The 21647-nt window shown below is 35.2% G+C and carries 20 protein-coding genes and 3 pseudogenes; all 23 read right to left on the bottom strand.

From position 1 onward, the window contains the following. Nucleotides 1-200: 200 nt before the first annotated feature. Nucleotides 201-613, bottom strand: a pseudogene (locus THESIDRAFT1_RS13275) (group II intron reverse transcriptase/maturase); the annotation flags it as partial. A 474-nt stretch (nucleotides 614-1087) separates the two neighbouring features. Then, nucleotides 1088-2521 carry an Rne/Rng family ribonuclease gene (locus tag THESIDRAFT1_RS08835; protein WP_003870962.1) on the bottom strand — a complete coding sequence of 478 codons (1434 nt, stop codon included), beginning with the start codon at nucleotides 2519-2521 and terminating at the stop codon, nucleotides 1088-1090. A 7-nt stretch (nucleotides 2522-2528) separates the two neighbouring features. Continuing rightward, nucleotides 2529-3182, bottom strand: a complete 654-nt coding sequence (locus THESIDRAFT1_RS08830) for a TIGR03936 family radical SAM-associated protein (protein WP_006570160.1) — start codon at nucleotides 3180-3182, stop codon at nucleotides 2529-2531. Next, nucleotides 3163-5016, bottom strand: coding sequence for a TIGR03960 family B12-binding radical SAM protein (locus THESIDRAFT1_RS08825; protein ID WP_006570159.1), 1854 nt, complete (start codon nucleotides 5014-5016; stop codon nucleotides 3163-3165). Before THESIDRAFT1_RS08825 ends, THESIDRAFT1_RS08830 begins: the two co-directional genes overlap by 20 nt. Nucleotides 5017-5032: 16 nt before the next feature. Next, complete coding sequence (locus THESIDRAFT1_RS08820) at nucleotides 5033-5887, bottom strand: site-2 protease family protein (protein ID WP_006570158.1); 855 nt, start codon at nucleotides 5885-5887, stop codon at nucleotides 5033-5035. Next, nucleotides 5884-6633 (bottom strand): M23 family metallopeptidase, encoded by a 750-nt coding sequence (locus tag THESIDRAFT1_RS08815; RefSeq protein WP_003870966.1) that lies wholly within the window; start codon nucleotides 6631-6633, stop codon nucleotides 5884-5886. Before THESIDRAFT1_RS08815 ends, THESIDRAFT1_RS08820 begins: the two co-directional genes overlap by 4 nt. A 62-nt stretch (nucleotides 6634-6695) precedes the next feature. Then, nucleotides 6696-7093, bottom strand: a pseudogene (gene mgsA, locus THESIDRAFT1_RS08810) (methylglyoxal synthase). Nucleotides 7094-7104: 11 nt separating this feature from the next. Beyond that, a complete protein-coding gene (rodA, locus tag THESIDRAFT1_RS08805) occupies nucleotides 7105-8202 on the bottom strand; it encodes a rod shape-determining protein RodA (RefSeq protein ID WP_006570157.1) in 1098 nt (365 codons plus the stop codon). Nucleotides 8203-8289: 87 nt separating this feature from the next. Continuing rightward, nucleotides 8290-8565 (bottom strand): cell division topological specificity factor MinE, encoded by a 276-nt coding sequence (gene minE, locus THESIDRAFT1_RS08800; protein ID WP_003870969.1) that lies wholly within the window; start codon nucleotides 8563-8565, stop codon nucleotides 8290-8292. 21 nt (nucleotides 8566-8586) lie between these two features. Further along, a complete protein-coding gene (minD, locus tag THESIDRAFT1_RS08795) occupies nucleotides 8587-9381 on the bottom strand; it encodes a septum site-determining protein MinD (protein WP_003870970.1) in 795 nt (264 codons plus the stop codon). A 40-nt stretch (nucleotides 9382-9421) separates the two neighbouring features. Then, a complete protein-coding gene (minC, locus tag THESIDRAFT1_RS08790) occupies nucleotides 9422-10066 on the bottom strand; it encodes a septum site-determining protein MinC (RefSeq protein WP_003870971.1) in 645 nt (214 codons plus the stop codon). 103 nt (nucleotides 10067-10169) lie between these two features. Further along, nucleotides 10170-12470 (bottom strand): penicillin-binding protein 2, encoded by a 2301-nt coding sequence (locus tag THESIDRAFT1_RS08785; RefSeq protein WP_006570156.1) that lies wholly within the window; start codon nucleotides 12468-12470, stop codon nucleotides 10170-10172. Further along, the gene (gene mreD, locus THESIDRAFT1_RS08780; RefSeq protein WP_003870973.1) at nucleotides 12467-12985 is read right to left on the bottom strand and encodes a rod shape-determining protein MreD; all 519 of its coding nucleotides are present in this window, start codon (nucleotides 12983-12985) and stop codon (nucleotides 12467-12469) included. Before mreD ends, THESIDRAFT1_RS08785 begins: the two co-directional genes overlap by 4 nt. Nucleotides 12986-12991: 6 nt before the next feature. Beyond that, nucleotides 12992-13824: pseudogene (gene mreC, locus THESIDRAFT1_RS08775) on the bottom strand (rod shape-determining protein MreC). A 14-nt stretch (nucleotides 13825-13838) separates the two neighbouring features. Continuing rightward, nucleotides 13839-14858, bottom strand: a complete 1020-nt coding sequence (locus tag THESIDRAFT1_RS08770) for a rod shape-determining protein (RefSeq protein WP_003870975.1) — start codon at nucleotides 14856-14858, stop codon at nucleotides 13839-13841. 21 nt (nucleotides 14859-14879) lie between these two features. Next, nucleotides 14880-15560, bottom strand: a complete 681-nt coding sequence (radC, locus tag THESIDRAFT1_RS08765) for a RadC family protein (RefSeq protein WP_003870976.1) — start codon at nucleotides 15558-15560, stop codon at nucleotides 14880-14882. A gap of 34 nt (nucleotides 15561-15594) precedes the next feature. Further along, nucleotides 15595-16170, bottom strand: coding sequence for a nucleoside triphosphate pyrophosphatase (locus THESIDRAFT1_RS08760; RefSeq protein WP_006570154.1), 576 nt, complete (start codon nucleotides 16168-16170; stop codon nucleotides 15595-15597). A gap of 8 nt (nucleotides 16171-16178) precedes the next feature. Further along, on the bottom strand, nucleotides 16179-16427 hold the full coding sequence (locus THESIDRAFT1_RS08755) for a DUF4321 domain-containing protein (RefSeq protein WP_003870978.1): 249 nt from the start codon (nucleotides 16425-16427) through the stop codon (nucleotides 16179-16181). A gap of 149 nt (nucleotides 16428-16576) precedes the next feature. Then, complete coding sequence (locus tag THESIDRAFT1_RS08750) at nucleotides 16577-18322, bottom strand: NADH-dependent [FeFe] hydrogenase, group A6 (protein ID WP_006570153.1); 1746 nt, start codon at nucleotides 18320-18322, stop codon at nucleotides 16577-16579. Nucleotides 18323-18342: 20 nt separating this feature from the next. Then, nucleotides 18343-20133, bottom strand: coding sequence for an NADH-quinone oxidoreductase subunit NuoF (gene nuoF / locus THESIDRAFT1_RS08745; RefSeq protein ID WP_006570152.1), 1791 nt, complete (start codon nucleotides 20131-20133; stop codon nucleotides 18343-18345). A 15-nt stretch (nucleotides 20134-20148) separates the two neighbouring features. Next, nucleotides 20149-20514, bottom strand: a complete 366-nt coding sequence (locus THESIDRAFT1_RS08740; RefSeq protein WP_003870981.1) for a (2Fe-2S) ferredoxin domain-containing protein — start codon at nucleotides 20512-20514, stop codon at nucleotides 20149-20151. A gap of 2 nt (nucleotides 20515-20516) precedes the next feature. Beyond that, the gene (locus THESIDRAFT1_RS08735; protein WP_004401671.1) at nucleotides 20517-21062 is read right to left on the bottom strand and encodes an ATP-binding protein; all 546 of its coding nucleotides are present in this window, start codon (nucleotides 21060-21062) and stop codon (nucleotides 20517-20519) included. A gap of 13 nt (nucleotides 21063-21075) precedes the next feature. Then, nucleotides 21076-21558: an NADH-quinone oxidoreductase subunit NuoE family protein gene (locus THESIDRAFT1_RS08730; protein ID WP_003870983.1), complete on the bottom strand. Its 483-nt coding sequence runs from the start codon at nucleotides 21556-21558 to the stop codon at nucleotides 21076-21078. Nucleotides 21559-21647 lie beyond the last annotated feature (89 nt).

Raw genomic sequence — 21647 nt, 5'->3', positions numbered from 1 at the left:
TTTTTTTGTGGGGGGGGGGGTTTTTTTTTTTTTTTTGGGGGCTTTTTTTTTTTTTTTCCCCCCCGGGGGGGTCCCTCTGGGGTTTTTGAAATATCCCCCAAAAACTCGGCTTTTTTTGGAAAAAAAGGTTTAGGGGTTTGTTGGGGCCTTTTATTTCAGGTTTTTTGGGGGCCTTTTGCCTTTTTGTATTTTAGGTTCAATTCAAGGGGCCGTTGGGGATTCCCTAGGTAGTTTTAATTCCCCCCCTTCTGGGTTGGGGAATTTTTTCTTTTTCGGCACTGGTTGGGGTTTTGATTTTCCCCCTCCAGCAGTTGGTGTTTTATGGTTTGCCCGTTTTCTTTGAGGATACGGTAGAAGTTCATCTTCCTTCCATCCCATGGATTCCATGGCTCCTTTTATTTGCAACAACGCGCTTGTATGCTGCTTCCATGTTCCCTCGTTCTACTATCATTTCAAGCATCTTGCCGGTATATCTTTGTACTTCGTTTCTTCCATCTTCGGACGCCGATGATATACTATGCACTTCCGTTGTCTTTTGAAATTCCATTTCTCTATTCAACGGATAGCCTCTTTGTTGAGTTGTCTGCAGTCTCTGCATATCTTTCGAGTCCATAAGATTTCCAAAACCTCCTAACGTTCGGTCCTTCCTTATCTATTCATGTCTAGATAAGTACTATGACCTCTGCTGACTTCTCAAGGTTCAACCATACATCACTGTATGGGTTGTCACTTCAGATTTTACTTCCATGACTTATCCTTGAGACCTCCCCGGGTAAGAACGATAACTTTCATCTCATATATCTGCCAGATTTACTGTATGGGATTCGGGTAGTGTTGGACTTCGTTTTGTTACGCAAACTCATCCATCCCAATTCAGCCTCTTATCTGGTTCTTGTTCATCAGACCGAGATTTTGCCTTAAGCTTCCTTCAGATTCCACCTCACGATGGACACCCTTGCTCTTGGCTAGTGGTTCCCACTACCAAGCCCACAGCGGACTTTCACCGCCTAGTTATCGCCCATGCCGGGCGCACGTAGATATAAAGCTGCCCAAAAATTTCCTTGGGCAGCTTTTTCATATTGATTCTTTATTCAAATTCTATCTCAAAATGGCCATATTTTTTGTTATTGTCAACAACAACTTCGAGATCTACATTAAATTTCTCTTTGTAAAATTTTACAATTTCCTTTTCTGCCGCGATTTTAACAACTTTATCATTCCCTTTTATGTAGATTTTTCGCACTTTTATATGTCGCAACACTCTCTCTATATTATTCCTTAATCTTTTGTAGATGTACTCAGTTGAATAAACCATCCCTTCCCCTTCACATATAGGGCATTTTTCTTTAAGGTATGAGCCTACTTGCGACCTCACTCTTTTTCTTGTCATCTCAACAAGCCCTAATTGAGTATACCCTAATACACTGCATTTTGTCCTGTCTTTTTGGAGTTCTTTTTTGAAAAACTCCAGCAAATCCTTTCTAAAATTTTCATTTTTCATGTCTATAAAGTCAATAATAATTATTCCACCAATATCTCTTAACTTAAGCTGCAGGGCAATTTCTTCTGCTGCTTCAAGATTGGTCTTGTATATTGTCTCCTCTAAAGAAGATTTTCCTACGTACTTTCCTGTGTTTACATCAATTACAGTAAGAGCTTCTGTTTGGTCTATTATTACAAAACCTCCACTTTTTAACCATACCTTTTTTTCTAACAATTTCTCAACTTGAAAATCTGCTCCATAAATCCCCATTAAGTCTCCTTCTTCATAAGTAACTGAAATATTTTCCTTTCCTACATTTTTTAAATATCTTTTTATGTTCTCATACTCTTCTTTGTCGTTTACCACAATTTCATCTACCTCATCAGAAAGCAAATCCCTCAAATACTTAATTGCAAAATCCTCTTCTTTGTATATCAAAGAAGGAAGGGGAGCATTTTGAAAATCTTTTTGTATTTTCTCATACAAGCGAATTAATTCGTCTAAATCCTCCCGCATTTGCTGTTCTGTCGCCTCTAATGCAGCTGTTCTGACAATTATCCCCATACCATCAGGTTTTAATTCTTTCACAATTTCCTGAAGCCTTTTCCTTTCCCCTTCTTCCTCAATCCTATGGGAAATTCCGACGTAGTCGACATTAGGCATTAAAACGACATATTTCCCCGGCAAAGAAATATTAGCGGTCACTCTGGGATTTTTCATGCCTACTGCTTCTTTTGATACTTGAACCATTATTGGTTGGCCTGGTTTTAAAACTTGTGTAATGCTTTTGGGTAAATTTTCTTGTTGAAAAAGCACATCGTCAGAAAATAAAAAAGCGTTCTTACCAATTCCAATATCTACAAAGGCCGCCTGCATACCTTTTAAAACATTTTGAATCTTACCTTTATAAATATTTCCCAAAATATTTTTTCCATCTCTTTTCTCTGGATGGTACTCCTTTAGCTTCCCATTTTCTAATAAAGCAATTTGACTCAAATTTTCATCAATGTCCAATATAAGTCTTTTCAAAATTTTCACCCCGTACTTATTCTAAAATCATATTTTTTCTGTGAAGTTTATAAAAGTCCATATCAAACAAGTCTCCAATGTAATCATTCAAAGCTTTTAATAAATGCAATGGATTAGGAGCTCCCTCTCCTAATTTTAATTTTATATAAAATTTAAAATAATCTTCTGCCTCTTCAATTACCTTTAATTCCAAAACATAAGGTCTTATATTTACCATTTTTCTGCCACTTTTACTCTTTTTTTCTATCTCAATTATATCTCTTTTCATAAATTCTTCTATTTTATTTTGAATATCTTTAATACTTTTTTTAACATTGACTTGCAAAATATACTCTGCTCCTTTTATTTTTGTAGAAAGCGCATCATTTAATTCTACCTCATAACTTTCCACAATTTCAATACCAGGTGGTAACACTTTGTTCATCTTTTTTCTGAATTCTTCAGGAGAAATATCTTCTTCCACATCTATATCCATATAATCTCCTTCTGTCGTTGCTCCCACCACAAGTGCAGGCCCAAAAGAAATTTTGGGATGGGGATTAAATCCTTGTGAAAAAGCCACTTTTATATCGGCTCTTCTCAAAGCCCTTTGAAATACTCGCAAAAGGTCTAAATGGGAAATAAATTTGACTCTTTCATCTTTTGTATATTTATTTCTTAGACGCTTCAAAACATACTACCCCCTCATCAAAGTCCTTTACTCCACAACCTGTACAATAGAGCCTGCAGTCAGGTGTAATTCTTCCTTCTTGAGATTTTTTATATTCTCTAATCAAATATCTTTTATCCACCCCAACGTCTATTACATCCCATGGAAATACTTCTTCTAAAGTTCTTTCTCTATTGGCATAAAAGTGAGGATTTACACCTACCTCCTTAAAAGCCTCTTCCCATTTGTCATAATTAAGATATTCTTCCCATCCGTCAAATTTGCATCCTTTTTCCCAGGCTTTTATTATAGCTTTTCCTACTTTTCTATCTCCTCTTGAAATAACAGCCTCTAAAAAACTCATATAAGGATTGTGCCAATTGTACTTTAACACTTTACTCTTAAGTTTCTTTTTTAGCAAGTCTTGCTTTTCCATTATATCTTTAATGCTGTCTTGAGCTGTCCACTGAAAAGGTGTAAAAGGTTTAGGCACAAAAGTAGAAGTGCTTATAGTGACTTTTAAATTCTTCACATTCCCTTTTACTTCTTTGTAATTATCCACTATTTTATAAGCCAAATCCACTATTCCCTCTACATCCTCCATCATCTCTGTAGGAAGACCAATCATAAAATAAAGTTTGACATTTGTCCATCCTGCAGAAAAAGCCTCTTTTGTCGCCTCTAAAATATCTTCCTCTGTAATCCCTTTATTAATTACGTCTCTAAGTCTTTGTGTACCAGCTTCTGGTGCTAAAGTAAGACCTGTTTTTCTAACTTTTTGTATTTCTTTTAACAAATTTATAGATACAGCGTCTACTCGTGTAGAGGGTATAGAAACTCCAACTCCTTTATCCTTATATTTATCAATCAGTTTTTTGACTAAGTCTTCAATTTGAGAATAATCACAAGTACTTAAAGAAGTTAAAGATATTTCCTCATACCCTGTAGATTTTATAAGCTTGTCCGCTAAATCTAAAATTTTTTCCTTTGATTTTTCCCTCACTGGCCTATATATCATGCCAGCTTGACAAAATCTACAACCACGAGTACATCCTCTAAAAATTTCTAACATTATTCTATCGTGAACTATGTCCATAAAAGGAACAATTTGCTCCTCAGGATGATACACATTTCCAAAATCTTTAACTATTCTTTTCTTTACCTTTTCGGGCACTCCTTTTTTAATAGTCCTTATCTCTTTTATTGTTCCATCTTGATTGTATACTTCCATATAGTACTTAGGAACATATACTCCTTTGATTTGAGAAACAATTTGTAAAAATTCTTCTCTTTCTCCTCCTCTTTTCTTCCAATCTATATAAGCGTCAATAATTTCATTTATGACCTCTTCTCCTTCTCCCATTACAAAAAAGTCAATAACGTCAGATAAAGGAGCAGGGTTATAAGCACAGGGTCCACCAGCAATGACAAAAGGTAACCCTTTCCTATCTCTTGATAGGATAGGAATACCCGCTAAGTTAAGCATATTTATTACATTTGTATAACTTAACTCATACTGGAGAGTAAAACCTATAAAGTCAAATTTATCTAATGGGGTTTTTGTCTCTAAACTAAAAAGAGGAATGTCATTTTCCCTCATGAGTTTTTCCATATCCAACCATGGCGCAAAAACCCTTTCACAATATACGTCTTCTCTTTTGTTTAAAAGATGGTATAAAATTCTAAGCCCCAAATGAGACATTCCCACTTCATATACATCCGGAAAAGCAAAAGCAAACCTTACTTTGACTTCCTCCGGATTTTTTATAGAAGAATTTAATTCTCCTCCTGTGTATCTTGTAGGTTTGCTTACTTTCATAAGCAAAGCATCTATTTTATCCTTTAAGTTATTCATCTTCCTTCCTCCATAGTCATTTTATAATCTCACCAATTGGTAAATACAATCCATGTTCTACCGCATATTCAAAAAGCTGAGTCTCGGTTATTCTATATTTTTCCCTAAATTTGTCGTCTAATATTATTATAACATGGTATTTAGCAGGTATAAAACTTTTTATAACATTTGCAATTGTCTCCTTTTCTAATACTGCTATATGATGTACCCCCATCAATCCTTTTTTGTAGAACTCTGCTTTTTTCCTAAAAAGATCTCTCATTTGCAAAAAAGCTGATGCCTTTTTCTCTTTATTTGCCGCGACTACTAATAACACCGATAAAAAAGCATAAACAACATTTAGCTTCCAATTGAATATGCCTTTTAGAAGAAGATATAACATAACGAGAGAAATAGCATAGGAAGAAAAAACAGCAGTCGCAATAGCACTTCTTAGGCTAATAAAATATGACAAAACACTTTTTAAAACCCGTCCTCCATCCAAAGGAAGCCCTGGCAGTAGATTAAAAAAAGCCATTGCAATACTAGCTTTTATAAAATAATCCATGTCTATTTGTAAAACTTGTGAAATGAATTCTCCAAAAAAAGCAAAAAAAATATTGGACATAGGTCCTGCCAGTGCAACTAACACTTCTAAGTCTGGTCTTATAAACACTATGCTGTCCAAAAGAGCAATTCCTCCAAAAGGATAGATATTGACTTGTAGCACCTCTACTTTTAGTTTCTTGGCAATATAAATGTGTCCCCATTCGTGAACGAAAACTGTAGCAAAAATAGCAATTAATTCTTTTATAAATCCCGTTGCAATTAAAAGTAATGCAAATGCAAAAGTAGAAAAATGTATTTTTACTTCAATCCCTCTAAATTTCATTTTGCGCCTTCACTGGCAGCATCCCCTATAACAACCTTTGTCAAGGGGTCTACTGGCTTGCCATTTTCCCAAACTTCAAAATGCAAGTGAGGAGCAGTGACTTTCCCAGTATCGCCTGTCTTCCCAATTATATCCCCTTGTTTTACTTGGTCTTTTTCTTTCACTAAAATTTCTGATAAATGAGCATAGACGGTCCTTACATCATTAGCATGCCTTAAAACTATGACTTTTCCAAAATCCTGGTTTTGCTCCTCCACTAACATTACTACCCCATCTAATGCTGCCTTCACTTCTGTTCCAATAGGAGCATCTATATCAATACCAGTGTGATTTGTCAATTGGTTTGTAATAGGATCAACCCTCATTCCAAAGCCAGAGGTTACCTTTCCAGTAACAGGTGCAATCATTTTGATAGAAGCCTGAGAAACATCAGAAGAAGTTTTATTTTCTGAAGTTTTTTCTTCAGTGGGAGAAAAAACTTTTATCACACTTTCTTTAAGCCAAGGAATCTTACTTTGAACTAATTTTAACCCTTTCTTTGTGTTTTCGTAATTCATATCATAACTTAGCGCACTTTTAGTAGCATTTATAAAAGAGTTAGCTATAGGCACGTCAACTGCTTTAAAAAGCAAAATCATTCCTAATAAAACTAATGAAATAATTAATTGATTTTCAAATAGCTCTGCATACTTTTTGTAAGTGCTAAATTTTTTGGGAGAATAATAAGGAATTCGTTGGTATTTCATGATATATGCCTCCTTCTATGTTACATTTTATTTTGAAGGAGGCATTATTATGATAAATTATTTTATTTATCTGCTATTTCTCGCCACTCTAAAAGTCCTTGCTCCATTCCCTTCAATAAAACTTCTGCAGTAGCGATATTAGTCGCCAATGGAATAGAATGCACATCACAAACTCTAAGCAGAGCCAAAATATCTGGTTCATGGGGTTGAGCCGTAAGTGGGTCTCTTAAAAAAATCACCATATCAATCTTATTTTCAGCAATCATTGCACCAATCTGTTGGTCTCCACCAAGAGGGCCGGGTAAAAGGCAATTTACATTTAGACCTGTCGCCTCCTTGATAAGTTGTCCTGTATGGCCTGTTGCGTATATATTGCATTTTTCAAAGATATGCTTATAGGCAATTGCGAAATTCACCATAAGTTCTTTTTTTGGTCATGGGCTATCAAAGCTATATTCATAGAAATTCCCCCTAAAAGTTTATCTTTTGCCTTCTCATGCTTATATTTTCTAAAAGTCCTATTGCCATCATGTCTGCTACCATTGCACTTCCCCCATAGCTCATAAAGGGAAGAGGAATACCTGTGATTGGCATTATCCCAATAGTCATCCCTATATTTTCAAAGATATGAAATGTAAACATAGCAATAATTCCTACGGCCACGAGCATTCCATATTTATCCTTAGCATTATAAGCAATCTTCCAAGCTTTATACAGCATAATGGCATAGAGAACTATCAGTATAGATGCCCCTACAAACCCTAATTCTTCCCCTACAACAGAAAAAATAAAGTCTGTCCATGCTTCGGGAAGATAATAGAGCTGAGTTTGGCTGCCGTGAAAAAGCCCCTTCCCCCAAAACATTCCTGAACCGATAGCAATTTTAGACTGAATCACATGATAACCTGTTCCCATTGGGTCCAGTTCCGGATTTAAAAAGGATAAAAGTCTATTTCTCTGGTAAGGTTTTAATAGTTTGTATCCAATAGGCAGCAGGGCAATTCCTAAGGCAAAAAGCTGTGTCAATACCTTTGTTCTTATCCCCGAGATATATACTATCGCTAAAAAAATTGCAATAAATACAAGCCCTGTCCCTAAATCCGGCTGCAACATCACCGCAACAAAAGGAATCCCTACATAAATCATTGGCCACAAAAGTTCTTTAAAGGTCTTTATTTCTTCCGCCTTGCTAAACATATTCGCCAAAGTTAGCACTAATGCCAACTTAGAAAATTCGGAAGGCTGAAGATCCACAGGCCCTAAACTTATCCAGCTTTGTGCACCGTTACTTACCTTTCCTGTTGCTAAAACTAGCACAAGACCAAAAAGGTTGAGAATATATATAAAAGTAGAAAACTTAGCAAGAATATTATAATCAAAAAGACATATTAGAGCGATAGAAATAAGTCCTATTAAAATTGCCGCAGACTGAACAATAACTTTTTTGTAGGAACCCGTCTGAATTGCATGAGAAGCACTTGTCACTACAATAACGCTATATATAGAGATTAAAAGCACAACAATCAAAAGTCCCCAGTCAAAGTTTTTTAAAAGTTTTTTATCAAACACTTTAATCCCCTCTTTTTCAGCAATCCAACTTGTATTATACCATATAAAAGAGATTTTCACTATATAAAAAAACTGGCCTACGGCCAGTTATCTTATCACCTGTTTCATTTTCTTTATAGGAATATTCGCATGAAGAGCAGGCATATAGGTATTATCACTTCTTTTTTCTTTTGTAATTTCTACATTTAGTCCTGCTTCATCAATATCCACGTAATTAGAAATAACGTTTAATATGTCTTCTTTTATCATTTCCAAAAATTTAGGAGAAACGTCCGCCCTATCATGGACCAATAAAAGTTGTAACCTTTCTTTTGCTATATCTTTACTGTTGTTTTTTCCTCCAAAAGATTTAAATAAATCCACAAATCACACCTCCTAAAAGCGCTAAGCCAGCTTAAAAAGCTTTTTGAGTCTATCCATAAATCCATTTCCTATATCAAGGTTAATTAAAGGCACATTATTCCCTAAAAGTCTTTCCACCAAATTTCTATAGGCTTGTCCTGCTAATGACCTCTCATCCATAACAATCGGTTCACCTTTATTGGAAGAAATAATTATATTTTCATCATCAGGAATGACACCTAAAAGGTCAATAGCTAAAATATCTATAATATCTTCAATATCCATCATATCTCCTCTTTTGACCATATCCATCTTAATCCTGTTTATAACTAACTTAGGATTGTGAAGTTCCGCAGCCTCTAAAAGTCCTATAATCCTATCAGCATCTCTAACCGCTGAAACTTCTGGAGTAGTTATGACAATTGCTCTATCAGCACCTGCAATTGCATTTCTAAATCCTTGTTCAATACCTGCAGGACAATCTACTAATATATAGTCAAATTCCTCTTTCAAATCTCCTATTAATTTTTGCATTTGCTCTGGAGTAACAGCAGATTTATCTCTTGTTTGAGCGGCAGGTAAAAGATATAGCCCATCAAACCTTTTGTCCTTTATCAAAGCTTGCTTTAATCTGCACTGCCCCTCTACTACATCAACAATATCATACACAATTCTATTTTCCAATCCCATCACTACATCAAGATTTCTTAAACCTATATCAGTATCGACTAAAGCAACTTTATAACCTTTCATAGCAAGGTATGTACCAATATTTGCAGTAGAAGTAGTTTTCCCAACTCCACCTTTTCCAGAAGTTATAACTATTGCTTCGCTCATCGTACCACTCCATTCCATTAATATTATTTTTTAGAATATTTTACCATAAATCATTGAGATGGTAAAGAGGTTTTACAATAATTTTACCTTTTTTAACAACTGCAATTTCGGGATAATCACTGGCATCATCTTTATCTGGAGCCCTGGAGATAACATTAGCTATTCTAAGCTGCATTGCTCTTAAGGAAGAAGCTACAATTACAGCCTCCTTATTGCCAGTAAATCCCGCATGAGCTATTCCCCTCAACGTCCCCATAACAACTATATTACCGGCAGCTTGTACTAATCCTCCAGGATTCACATCCCCAATTATTACAAGATTACCATGGTATTTCACAACCTGTCCTGACCTAACAGTACCTTTATGAAATTTTGTTATCCCCTCTTCTAACCCATTAAATATTTCGTCATCTGTCACATTTTTTATATGTTTTTCTTGAAAATTTTTTACCCGCACCTCAATGCCGTATTTATCAAAAATAAAGTCTTTTAATTCTTGTAATTTCTCTTCTTTGACGTTTAAACTTTTTACTCTCACAGTAAGAGTTGCACCCTCAAAAAATTTAAGAGATTTCTCAATTCTATTCACTATTTTCTCTTTTAGTATTTCAATATCTACATCCTCTTCTAATACAATTACCAGCCCTTCTTTTGTCCCTTGAATTTTTATTGCTTCTTTTATCATAATCTACCTCCGTAAAACACTCGTTATTATCTATATTCTCCACAAATCGTAATTTTCCTTCTTGTTAAAGAAAAAAAGAGGATAAAATATCCTCACCCACAAATCATCTTATAGGCAAATTTATCACATTGAAGGTTTCACCTGTATTATTCTTACTCAATCCAAAATAAGCATCAAAAATATCTCTCGCTACATAACCTGCGTAAGAACCATGTCCTCCTTGGTATATAACCGCAACTACAACTATTTGAGGATCATCATAAGGAGCAAAGCCAACAAACCAAGCATAATTAGCCCTTCCAACTACTTCTGCAGTACCTGTCTTGCCCCCTACAGGAATAGGCAAATTGCGAAAAGCACCGCTTGCAGTACCTCCTCTTTCAGTTACTCCTTTCATACCTAACTTTATAGCATCGAGGTATTTCTTGGGAATATGAATTCTATCTAAAACTTCTGGCTTTGTTTCCTCAACAATTTTTCCATCTGGGGACACAATTTTATCAACTAAATGAAGTTTATATCTAATTCCTCCATTTATTAATGTAGACACATAACTAGCAATTTCTAAAGGAGTAAACTGATTATCTCCTTGTCCTATTGCCGCACTACAAGTATCTGTCAAGCTCCAATGTTTTGCATAATACATCATTTCCCATAACTTTCTTTGAAGCTTTGTATCTTTTATACCCATCTTTTCTAATTGTAAAAAGGTATTATAGTCACTCAAATTCCCTTTATCAATGATTTCTACAATTTTTTGATACTGTTCTTCCGTTATAACTCCATCTGGATTTGTATCTGTTTTCACCATTGATTTTATCAACCCAAGATAATATTCTCTTTTATATTGTGGACTTGCAATAACACCTTTTGCTTCATACAGCTCTATTCCTGTTTTTTGGTCTAAACCAAATTTCTTGGCATATTCGACTATTTTATCTATTCCCATTCTTCTTCCCATTTCATAAAAATAGGTATCAGTAGAATATTTAATTGCATCAGAAACATTCACCCAACCTTGTGTCCGTGGCCATAGCCAGTTACGCTGTCCTGTATAAGGATATATTCCTGGGTCTAAATATTTTTCATCAACTGTTGTGACACCAGTGTCTAAAGCTGCGAATGCAACAGCCATCTTGAAGGTAGATCCTGGAGGTACTGCTCCTTGAGTTGCATAATTGAAAATAGGACTTGGATCAGCTGTAGCATCTCTTGATTTAAAAAGTTCATTTACTACATCTTTAGGGGGATTGCCAGTAGCAAAAATGTTTGGATCATAACCAGGGATACTGGCTAATGCTAAAACTTTTCCTGTGTTTACATCTACAACCACTGCTGCTCCAATATTAGCAGGAAAAGACTCGCCATATTTCCCCTCTCTTATATTTTGCATAGTTGTGATAAGAGATTGTTCTGCCGCCTCTTGAATATTTTTGTCAATGGTTAAAAATATAGTATCACCTGGTACAGGAGGTTCTGTCCCTAAATTCTTTATTAATCTTCCATAATTATCTACTACTACTTGTTGTCCACCATCTTTTCCTCTTAAATACTTTTCATACAATGCTTCAAGTCCAGAATGCCCAACCAAATCTGTAAGCTTGTATTTACTCATATCCAAGTTTTTTAAATCTTCTTGAGTAATTCGACCAATATATCCTAAAGTTTGGGATAATAGTGTTTCATAAGGATAATATCTAACAGGTTTTACATTTATCATAATTCCTGGCAATTCTAAATGTTTTTCCTCAATCTCGGCAACTGTTTTTTGATCGACATCCACAGCTATTTCTACTGGCTGATATTGATTATAGCCTTGTTCTTCCATTAATTGACGCACAACCATTATTTTTCTCGCTTCTATTGGATCCATATCCTTAGGTATTTTAAATTTTTTTATCAAAATATCCCATGCCTCTTTAGCAGTAGCATTTTCATTTATGTTATTAGCTTTTTTCCAGGCTTTTTCTCGAGTTTTTAAAGTTTCTTCTTTTACTGATACTTCATCTGAATTTTTAAAATTGAAATAAGGATTTCCATTTTCATCTAAATAGATAGGCAAATCATCTTTATATTTTACATTATTCTTTGTCAAAATATCCATTAATTTTAATATAGTCTCGTTAAGGTGACTATCAACTACTTCTCCTTTTATAATATCTACAGAAAAGCTTGGTCTATTTGTGGCTAACTTTACTCCATATCTATCAACAATTTCTCCACGAGGAGCATCAATAGGTATAAGTCTAATTGCTTGCCGCATTGATATTTCTCTATAATAGTCGCCTTTTATCAGTTGTAAATAAATTAAGCGGGAAACTAAAACGACAAGAAGGGCAAGGATAATAGCTCCAAAAGTATAAAACTTTTTTTTAAGGCTCTCATTCAAGGATATCACCTTCAAAATTTGCTTTTTCTAAAAAAATTTACTTTATTTTCATTAACATATCTGTTAAAGGAAACTAAATATCTATAGGCAAAAGCAGTAATTACAGAATTATAAACCGCCTGTATCATCGCAACATTCATAAAATCTGATAAGAAATTAAACTCATACTTCATCAAAACCATTGAAAACATCGTTATAAGGTTGTAAAGAAGGGTTCCTAAAAAGACAAACACAAAAGCCACAAAAGAACTTTCTTTAAAAACACTTTTGCTTAAAAGCCCTGTAATGTAGCTGACAATGAGCAAAGAAAAAGTAGTAACCCCTAGAGCATTATTAAAAAGAATGTCTTGAATAAGCCCGGCAAAAAGACTTAAATAAATTGCTTCCCAAGAGCCATTTAAAAGTGAAAAACTTAGTACTACAATAAAAGCTGCATCTGGTTTGACGCCAAAGATATCTATAAATCTGAATAAAGTTGTTTGTAAAACAATTAACAAAACAATCAATAGATATTTGTATACTTTTCTCATAATACTCTACTTCCCTGTATTTGTTGTATTAGTAACTACAAAAACATACTCCAATCTTTCAAAATCAGCGGCTGGTTCTATGACGGCTTGTTTTAGCAAAGAACCTGGGTCTCGAGTAACTTTTGATACTTTTCCTATTATCAAACCTTTTGGGAATCTACTCATACCAGAAGTAGTTACTACATCACCTTCTATCAATTCGGCATCTAAGGGAAGATATATCATGATAAGTCCACCGTTTGAATCTCCTCTTACCACACCATTATCACGAGTTCGTACATCTACAGCGCTTACAGAACTATCTCTATCTATAATGGCTAATACCTTCGCCCAATTGTCTCCTACTTCAGTAATCTGTCCCACCATATTGCCTCTCTCGTCTAAAACTGCCATGCCAGGTTGTATACCCTCATTTTTGCCTTTATCAATAGTAAAAGTATTAAACCAATTTCCTGAATTCTTTCCTGTTATAGTAGCAAGTTTTAAATCTAGTTCAACATTTTCTGTTTTAAAATTTAAAGCTTCTTTAAGCCTTTTATTTTCGTTCATTAATTCCTGTAACTGAATATTTTCTTTTCTCAGTTTTTCTACTTCTTTTTGAAGTTTTTCATTTGTTGCCCTTAAAGTACCTATCTCACTAATTGAAGAAAACAAATTAGAAATTCCCTCTCCCATTTGATAGAAAACTTTTTGAATGGGAGTAAAAACAGTTCCAACTATAGATTCTACTTTAGTAACATACCTTTCGGTATCATAAGTATAAGCCATGGCGGCAATAAGCGCCACGGCTATCAAAAAAACAAAATAAATTGCTTATTATTTCTAAAAAAGCGTGGCACGCCAATAACACCTCTCAAGCTCTACTTGCCGGACTTAAAACTCTCCTAAAGAGGGAACTTTCCTCTAAAATTTTCCCTGCTCCAAGTGCCACACAATCCGTTGGCTGATCAGCTATTTGTACAGGCATTCCTGTTTCCTCTCTTATGAGCTTGTCTATGCCGCTCAAAAGAGCACCACCGCCTGTTAACATAATTCCTCTGTCCATGATGTCTGCTGCAAGCTCTGGTGGAGTCTTTTCAAGAGTCATCTTTATAGCTTCAATTATACTAGATATTGGATCTTTTAAAGCTTCCAAAATCTCAGTTGAAGTAATCTTTAAAGTTTTTGGAAGCCCAGACACCAAATCCCTTCCCCTTATATCCATAGTTTCTTCTTTATCCTTTGGAAAAGCTGAACCAATTTGTATCTTTATCTCTTCTGCAGTCCTTTCTCCTATCATGAGGTTATATTCTCTCTTTATATAATTGATTATGGCTTCATCCATTTCATCTCCGCCAACTCTCAAAGACTTGCTGGTAACAATTCCTCCAAGAGAAATTACAGCCACATCTGTAGTACCACCGCCTATGTCTACAACCATACTGCCAGTTGGTTCTTCAACAGGAAGACCTGCACCAATTGCTGCAGCCATAGGCTCTTCTACTGTATGAGCTTCTTTCGCCCCTGCTTGTAAAGCTGCTTCAATAACTGCTCTTTTCTCTACTTCCGTAACCCCTGAAGGTATACCAACTATAACTCTAGGCCTAAATAATCCTTTTCTTGGATTAACTTTACTTATAAAGTGATCCAACATAGCCTTAGTTATATCAAAATCAGCTATTACACCATCTCTCATAGGCCTTATAGCGATTATGTTTCCAGGAGTTCTACCTACCATCTTTTTTGCTTCTTCTCCAACTGCAAGAATTGTCTTCGAATCTGTCCTCATCGCCACAACGGATGGCTCTCTTAAAACAATTCCCTTACCTTGTACATATACCAAAGTTGTGGCAGTACCTAAATCAATTCCAATATCTCTGGAAAATCCTCTCATCTGCGTATACTCCTTCCTATTTTATTCAAACTCATAATACCCCTTTTCTTTAAGACTTATACCTCTCCCATCCCCAATTATAACATGATCTAAAACTTTTATACCCAGTATATTTCCCCCTTCTACCAGCCTTTTTGTCACTTCTATATCTTCTCTGCTAGGAGTAGGGTCTCCACTGGGATGATTGTGAACAAGAATTATAGAGGAAGATGACCTTTCAATTGCAGCCTTAAATACTTCTCTTGGATGCACAATGGAAGTATTTAAACTACCTATAGATATAGTCTCTATTGCAATAACTTTATTCTTTACATTAAGCATTATCACTTTAAAATGCTCTTTCGTCAAATACCTCATTTCATCCATCATCAAATTTATGACATCTTCTGGCGATGTTATTGTGAAACTATCACTTCCCGTAGATAACATCATTCTGCGTCCTAATTCTACTGCAGCTTTTAGCTTTACTGCCTTAGCTACACCAATTCCTTTTATGCTGGCAAGCTTTTCTACGCTTGAATCTACAATGAATTTAAGCCCTCTATCTTCCATTATAAGCCTTTGCGCTAAAGTAATCGCACTTTCTCTTTTACTTCCTGTCCCTATTATTATAGCTATCAATTCGGCATTTGACAATACTTGAGCTCCATGTTTTATAAGTCTTTCTCTGGGTCTTTCCTCATAAGGCAAGTCTTTTATCATGATTTTCGCATCCTTGCCCAATACTTTCACCCTTTCAAAGTAACCTCACATCAAACTCTCTTTTTAAAATATCAAAAAGTTTTGAAATTGGAAGACCTACCACATTAAAATAATCTCCTACAATCTTTTCAACAATAAGAGCACCAAATCCTTGTATAGCATATGCTCCCGCTTTATCATAACATTCGCCAGTATCTATATAATTAAATATTTCCTCATCTTGTAATTTTTTAATCCAAACTTTTGTCTCTTCAAAATCACTTACATATTTAAAATCTTCAGTCCTAACAATAGTAATTCCTGTATATACTGTATGAACTCTTCCTTGTAAGCTTTTAAGCATAATATAGGCTTCATCTCTATCCTTTGGTTTTCCTAAAACTTTATCTTCAATTACTACAATAGTATCAGCACCAATTACTATAGCTTCTTCCTTTAATTTTTTAGCAACCAACATGGCTTTATTAAAAGATAAATCCATAACATATCTTGAAGGATGCTTTTCATTTGAAAACTCCTCTACATTACTTTCGATCACTTCAAAGTCGAGTCCTAAATTTGAAAGTAACTCTCTTCTTCTTGGCGATTTAGAAGCGAGGACAATTTTCATTTTATCACCTACATTTTGTAATAAGCGTATATTGCAAGAATTAATCCTACCACAGTCCCTATGTTTATCTTAACAGATAACAGAAAGGAAAATTTAATAAAATTCAGATCCAAAGTAAGAGGATTGCTCATACCTATTATTTGTTGATAAGCTAATTCTTTAAAAAAATGTGCCAATAGGTCCCCTAAAAAACCTCCTAAAATTAGTCCTACGACAATTAAAAATACCAATGTCCAAGGACTTTTGCCTCTTCTCAATTTCTTTCACTCCTTAAGTTGTATTGTCCTCATAAACTACCATTCTTTTTTATTATATCACAAATTATATACATTTCTATAACTAACTTTAAAATAAAAAAATGGTAAAGCTCCCAATAAAGTATTGGAAGCTTTACTATTAATTAAATTTATTTTACCAAAGGATACAATTCCTTCTTGGAATAATGAGTGTGGAGCAAGTGATGAGACTTTTCGCTTAAAGGACTGCCCAAAAATTCTTCATAAAGTTTTTGTATTGCAGGATTTTTGTGAGATTTTCTGATAGGCAAGTTTTTATCTGCTTCGTAAATAGCCTTCGCTCTTAATTCTTTTACTTTTTCCATTTCATTGGGATTGTGGATCGGCTGACCGCCTCCCATTATACATCCTCCTGGGCAGCCCATTACCTCTATGAAGTGATACTCTACCTCGCCAGCTTTTACTTTGTCAAGAAGTTTTTTCGCATTTCCTGTTCCATTTGCTATGGCAACTTTTATGTCCATACCATCTATTCTTATAGTAGCCTCTCTTACACCTTCTAAACCTCTAACTTCTTCATAATCAAATTTGTCTAAGTCTTTCCCTTCTACAATATCTGCAACTGTTCTTAAGGCTGCCTCCATAACTCCACCTGTAGCTCCGAATATCACTCCTGCACCAGTAGACATTCCAAGAGGTTCGTCGTATTCTTCATCTTTAAGATTTACAAAGTCAATGCCCATTTCTTTTATCATTCTCGCTAATTCTCTTGTCGTAAGAACAGCGTCCACGTCTTTTATGCCATTATGCTGCATTTCTGGTCTTTCAATCTCCAATTTTTTAGCTGTACATGGCATAATAGATACTACATATATATCCTCAGGATTAAGCCCTTTCTTTTCTGCATAATAACTCTTTACCAATGCCCCCATCATCATGTGAGGAGACTTACAAGTTGAAAGATTGTCTATAAATTCTGGATAATATTTTTCACAAAAAGCTATCCAACCAGGGCTGCAGGAAGTTATCATAGGAAGTTTTCCGCCATTTTTAAGCCTTTCAAGAAGTTCCGAACCTTCCTCCATTATAGTCAAATCTGCTGCAAAATCCGTATCAAATACCGCATCAAAACCCATTCTTCTCAAAGCTGCTACCATTTTTCCTGTAACAATACTTCCTATAGGCATACCAAACTCTTCACCTAATGCTACTCTTACAGCTGGGGCTGTTTGAGCTACCACATATTTTTTCTCATCTGCTAAAGCCTCGTAAACTCTTCTTGTATGGTCTTTTTCATATATAGCTCCTACAGGACACACTTGGATACACTGGCCACAACTTATGCAAGGAGAATCTTTTAAACTTCTGCCAAAAGAAGGTGCTACCATTGTTTTAAATCCTCTATTTACCATTCCAATAGCAAATACGTTTTGAACTTGTGAGCATACTGCCACGCATCTTCTACAAAGTACACACTTATTTGGGTCCCTTACAACAGAAGGAGAAGCATCATCTATAGAATACTTTATATTTTCTCCTTCAAACCTTATTTCATCTACTCCTAATTTTTTAGACAATGATTGAAGCTCACAGTTAGTATTTCTAATACAAGTCAAACAACTTCTATCATGATTTGAAAGTATAAGCTCAAGATTTAATTTCCGCGCTTCTCTAACTTTAGGTGTATTTGTATACACTTTCATACCATCAAATACCGGATAAGTGCAGGAGGTTTGTAAATTTCTAACTCCTTCTATTTCAACTACACATATACGACAAGCGCCAATTTGGTTAATTTCCTTGAGGTAACACAGTGTAGGAATATCTATGCCTGCTTCTTTTGCTGCTTCCAATACCGTGTAATGGGAGGGAACTTCTACAGTGATGCCGTCTATCGTAACACGAACTTTGTCCATCTTTTACACTCCTTCCTCAATTATTTTTTGTATATTGCGCCAAATGGACATTTTTCAATACAGGTACCACACTTGATACATTTGTCTTGGTCAATTACATAAGGTACCTTTGGTTTTCCGGAAATCGCATTGACAGGACAATTCTTAGCGCAAATTCCACAAGCTTTACATTTATCTGGATCTATATAGAATCTCAACAATGCTTGACATACACCAGCTGGGCATCTTTTTTCCTTTATATGGGCCTCGTATTCATCCCTGAAATATCTAATTGTAGATAAAACTGGGTTTGGCGCTGTCTGTCCAAGTCCACATAAAGCTGTAGCTTTAATAGTTTTAGCAAGTTCTTCTAATTTTTCAATGTCTCCTTCCTCACCTTTACCAGAAGTTATCTTTTCTAAAATCTCCAGCATCCTTCTTGTACCAATCCTACAAGGCGCACATTTCCCGCAAGACTCATCAACTGTAAACTCAAGGAAGAATTTTGCAACATTAACCATACAGGTGTCTTCGTCCATTACAACAAGCCCACCTGAACCCATCATAGAACCTACATTTATTAAAGAATCATAATCGATTGGTGTATCTAAATGCTCTGTAGGAATACATCCGCCGGAAGGTCCTCCTGTTTGAGCAGCTTTAAATTTCTTCCCATTGGGTATTCCTCCACCTATTTCGTATATAATTTCTCTCAAAGTAGTTCCCATTGGAACTTCAATAAGACCTGTGTTGTTTACTTTACCAGTTAAGGCAAAAACTTTTGTTCCCTTCGATTTTTCTGTACCAATGCTTGAAAACCATTCAGCACCATTTAAGATAATCGGTGGAATATTAGCAAATGTCTCTACGTTATTTATAATCGTTGGTTTATCCCACACACCTTTTACAGCAGGGAATGGCGGTCTTGGTCTTGGTTCTCCTCTTCTTCCCATTACTGAATTTAAAAGTGCAGTCTCTTCTCCACAGACAAAAGCACCTGCTCCTAATCTTATCTCAATGTCAAAATCAAAACCTGTCCCAAATATGTTTTTTCCTAAAAGACCATATTCTCTAGCCTGCTCAATAGCAATTTTAAGCCTTTTTACTGCCAAAGGATATTCTGCCCTTACATAAATATATCCATGGTTTGCTCCAATTGCATATCCTGCTATTGCCATAGCCTCTAAAACACTATGAGGGTCTCCTTCCAATATGCTTCTATCCATAAAAGCACCAGGGTCGCCTTCATCGGCATTGCAGACTACATACTTAGGAGTTTCTTTTTGGTTGTAAGCAAATTCCCATTTTACACCTGTTGGGAATCCACCGCCACCTCTACCTCTTAATCCGGATTTTTTGACCTCTTCGATAACCTCTTTTGGAGTCATTTGAGTAAGAACCTTTGCTAAAGCCCTATATCCATCAAAAGCAATTGCTTCTCTTATATCTTCAGGGTTGATAATACCACAATTTCTAAGAGCAATTCTCTTTTGCTTTCTAAAGAAAGGAGTCTCTTCCAATGGCTTTATAGCTTTTTCCGTTACGCTTTCTCCATAGAGATATTTCTTAACAGGTCTTCCTTTTAGCAAGTGCTCCTCTACAATTTCAGGAACATAGTCAGGTTTAACTCTGCTATAAAAAACTCCTTCAGGATACACTACAACAACTGGTCCCAATTCGCAAAGACCAAAGCATCCTGTCCTAACAACTAATACTTCTTTATCTAGACCAGCCTTTTTTATTTCCTCTGTAAAACGCTCTGCTACTTTATCAGAATCTGAAGATGTACATCCGGTACCACCACATACCATTACGTGTGACCTATAAAGCATGCTATTTCCCCTCCTCTATTCGTAATTTTCAATAGTCCATTCTCTGATTGGATGACCATTTATAACATGTTCAACAACTATTTGTCTTGCCTTTTTCTCATCAACCTTTACGTAGGTTACTTTTTCTTGTCCTGGAACATAAACATCTACAATAGGTTCTAGTTTACACATACCTATACAACCAGTCTCTGTGACAATTACATCAGTCACATTCCTTTTACTGAGCTCATCTAATATCGCCATCATGACAGGCCTTGCTCCTGCCGCAATACCACAAGTAGCCATTCCAACGGCAATCCTTATGCCTGACCTATCTTTTCTCAAATTGATTTTTTCCAATGTCTCTTTCCTGATTTTTTCTAATTCTTCTATAGATTTCATTATTACACCTCCATATCACCTTTCATATTCTCTTTTACATATTCCTTTATCCAATTTAATACCTTAATATCATTTAAACTGACTTCTTTTAGCACTTTTCTGAGTTCTTTAGTATCAAACAAAAACTCATAGCCATCTTTGCTGTATTTATACACAATGTCGACCTCTGGTGCAGATAATATCAAAGATACAATTGTTGAAGCCATATCTCCTATTGGAACAAGGTCTATACTTGAAAGCTTAAAAGTACCTATTATTTTGGTTCCTTTCCCTTCTTCAGAAAAAATCTCAAAGTTTCCTTCACACAGCTGGGCAAGCTCCTTAAAGAGCGGAATTCCAAGTCCTACTTTTCTTTCCTTTCTTGTGGTTATAAAAGGGTCTGTGACTTTTTTTAGAAATTTTTCATTCATTCCACATCCATCATCTTCTATAGATACTTTAAGCATATCTTTTGAAGTATCTATATTTATTTCAATATAAATATTTTTTGCTCCTGCTCTTATGCTATTTTGTGACAAATCTAATATATAAAGAGCTAATTCTTTCATAACAATCAAACTCTTACTCAAATTTACTTAATATTTCATCCACATCATCAGGAGTTAATCTTCCAAAAACTTCACCATTTATCATCATAACAGGAGCCAATCCGCAAGCTCCAAGACACCTAGTAGGTTCTAAAGAAAATTTCCCGTCTGGAGTTGTTTCGCCTACTTGAATTCCCAATTTCTCTTTTATTTTTCCCAATACCATTGCAGCTCCTCTTACATAACAAGCTGTTCCCATACACAAATTGATCTTGTATTTACCCGAAGGCTTTAAGGTAAACCTTGAATAAAAAGTAGCTATTCCGAATATTTCTGTCAAAGGCACATTCATTTCTTTTGAAATATAAAGTTGAACTTCAATAGGAAGATATCCAAAAATTTCTTGAGCCTCATTCATAATTGCAATCAAAGAGCCAGGGATATTTTTTAATTCCTCTAAAGCCTTTTTAAACCTCTCTACTTTCTCTTTACCGAATTTTTGGTATAAGGTCTCCATTTATTTCCCTCCTTGTGAATTAAAAATTTCATATCCCATATCTTTTGTAAACTTTTTGTTCACTATTCGTTAATATTATATCATAACTT

This window comes from Thermoanaerobacter siderophilus SR4 (assembly GCF_000262445.1).
Classification (GTDB): Bacteria; Bacillota; Thermoanaerobacteria; order Thermoanaerobacterales; family Thermoanaerobacteraceae; genus Thermoanaerobacter; species Thermoanaerobacter ethanolicus.
Note: the sequence above shows the minus strand (reverse complement) of the source record. Positions and strands in the feature narration are given on the sequence as shown.

Bases quoted from the DNA above. Each gene is read 5' to 3' on its own strand.
- THESIDRAFT1_RS08825 (WP_006570159.1), bottom strand. From the start codon at position 5,016: ATGAATAACTTAAAGGATAAAATAGATGCTTTGCTTATGAAAGTAAGC.
- THESIDRAFT1_RS08820 (WP_006570158.1), bottom strand. From the start codon at position 5,887: ATGAAATTTAGAGGGATTGAAGTAAAAATACATTTTTCTACTTTTGCA.
- THESIDRAFT1_RS08815 (WP_003870966.1), bottom strand. From the start codon at position 6,633: ATGAAATACCAACGAATTCCTTATTATTCTCCCAAAAAATTTAGCACT.
- minD (WP_003870970.1), bottom strand. From the start codon at position 9,381: ATGAGCGAAGCAATAGTTATAACTTCTGGAAAAGGTGGAGTTGGGAAA.
- minC (WP_003870971.1), bottom strand. From the start codon at position 10,066: ATGATAAAAGAAGCAATAAAAATTCAAGGGACAAAAGAAGGGCTGGTA.
- mreD (WP_003870973.1), bottom strand. From the start codon at position 12,985: ATGAGAAAAGTATACAAATATCTATTGATTGTTTTGTTAATTGTTTTA.
- THESIDRAFT1_RS08770 (WP_003870975.1), bottom strand. From the start codon at position 14,858: ATGAGAGGATTTTCCAGAGATATTGGAATTGATTTAGGTACTGCCACA.
- radC (WP_003870976.1), bottom strand. From the start codon at position 15,560: ATGATAAAAGACTTGCCTTATGAGGAAAGACCCAGAGAAAGACTTATA.
- THESIDRAFT1_RS08760 (WP_006570154.1), bottom strand. From the start codon at position 16,170: ATGAAAATTGTCCTCGCTTCTAAATCGCCAAGAAGAAGAGAGTTACTT.
- THESIDRAFT1_RS08750 (WP_006570153.1), bottom strand. From the start codon at position 18,322: ATGGACAAAGTTCGTGTTACGATAGACGGCATCACTGTAGAAGTTCCC.
- nuoF (WP_006570152.1), bottom strand. From the start codon at position 20,133: ATGCTTTATAGGTCACACGTAATGGTATGTGGTGGTACCGGATGTACA.
- THESIDRAFT1_RS08740 (WP_003870981.1), bottom strand. From the start codon at position 20,514: ATGAAATCTATAGAAGAATTAGAAAAAATCAGGAAAGAGACATTGGAA.
- THESIDRAFT1_RS08735 (WP_004401671.1), bottom strand. From the start codon at position 21,062: ATGAAAGAATTAGCTCTTTATATATTAGATTTGTCACAAAATAGCATA.
- THESIDRAFT1_RS08730 (WP_003870983.1), bottom strand. From the start codon at position 21,558: ATGGAGACCTTATACCAAAAATTCGGTAAAGAGAAAGTAGAGAGGTTT.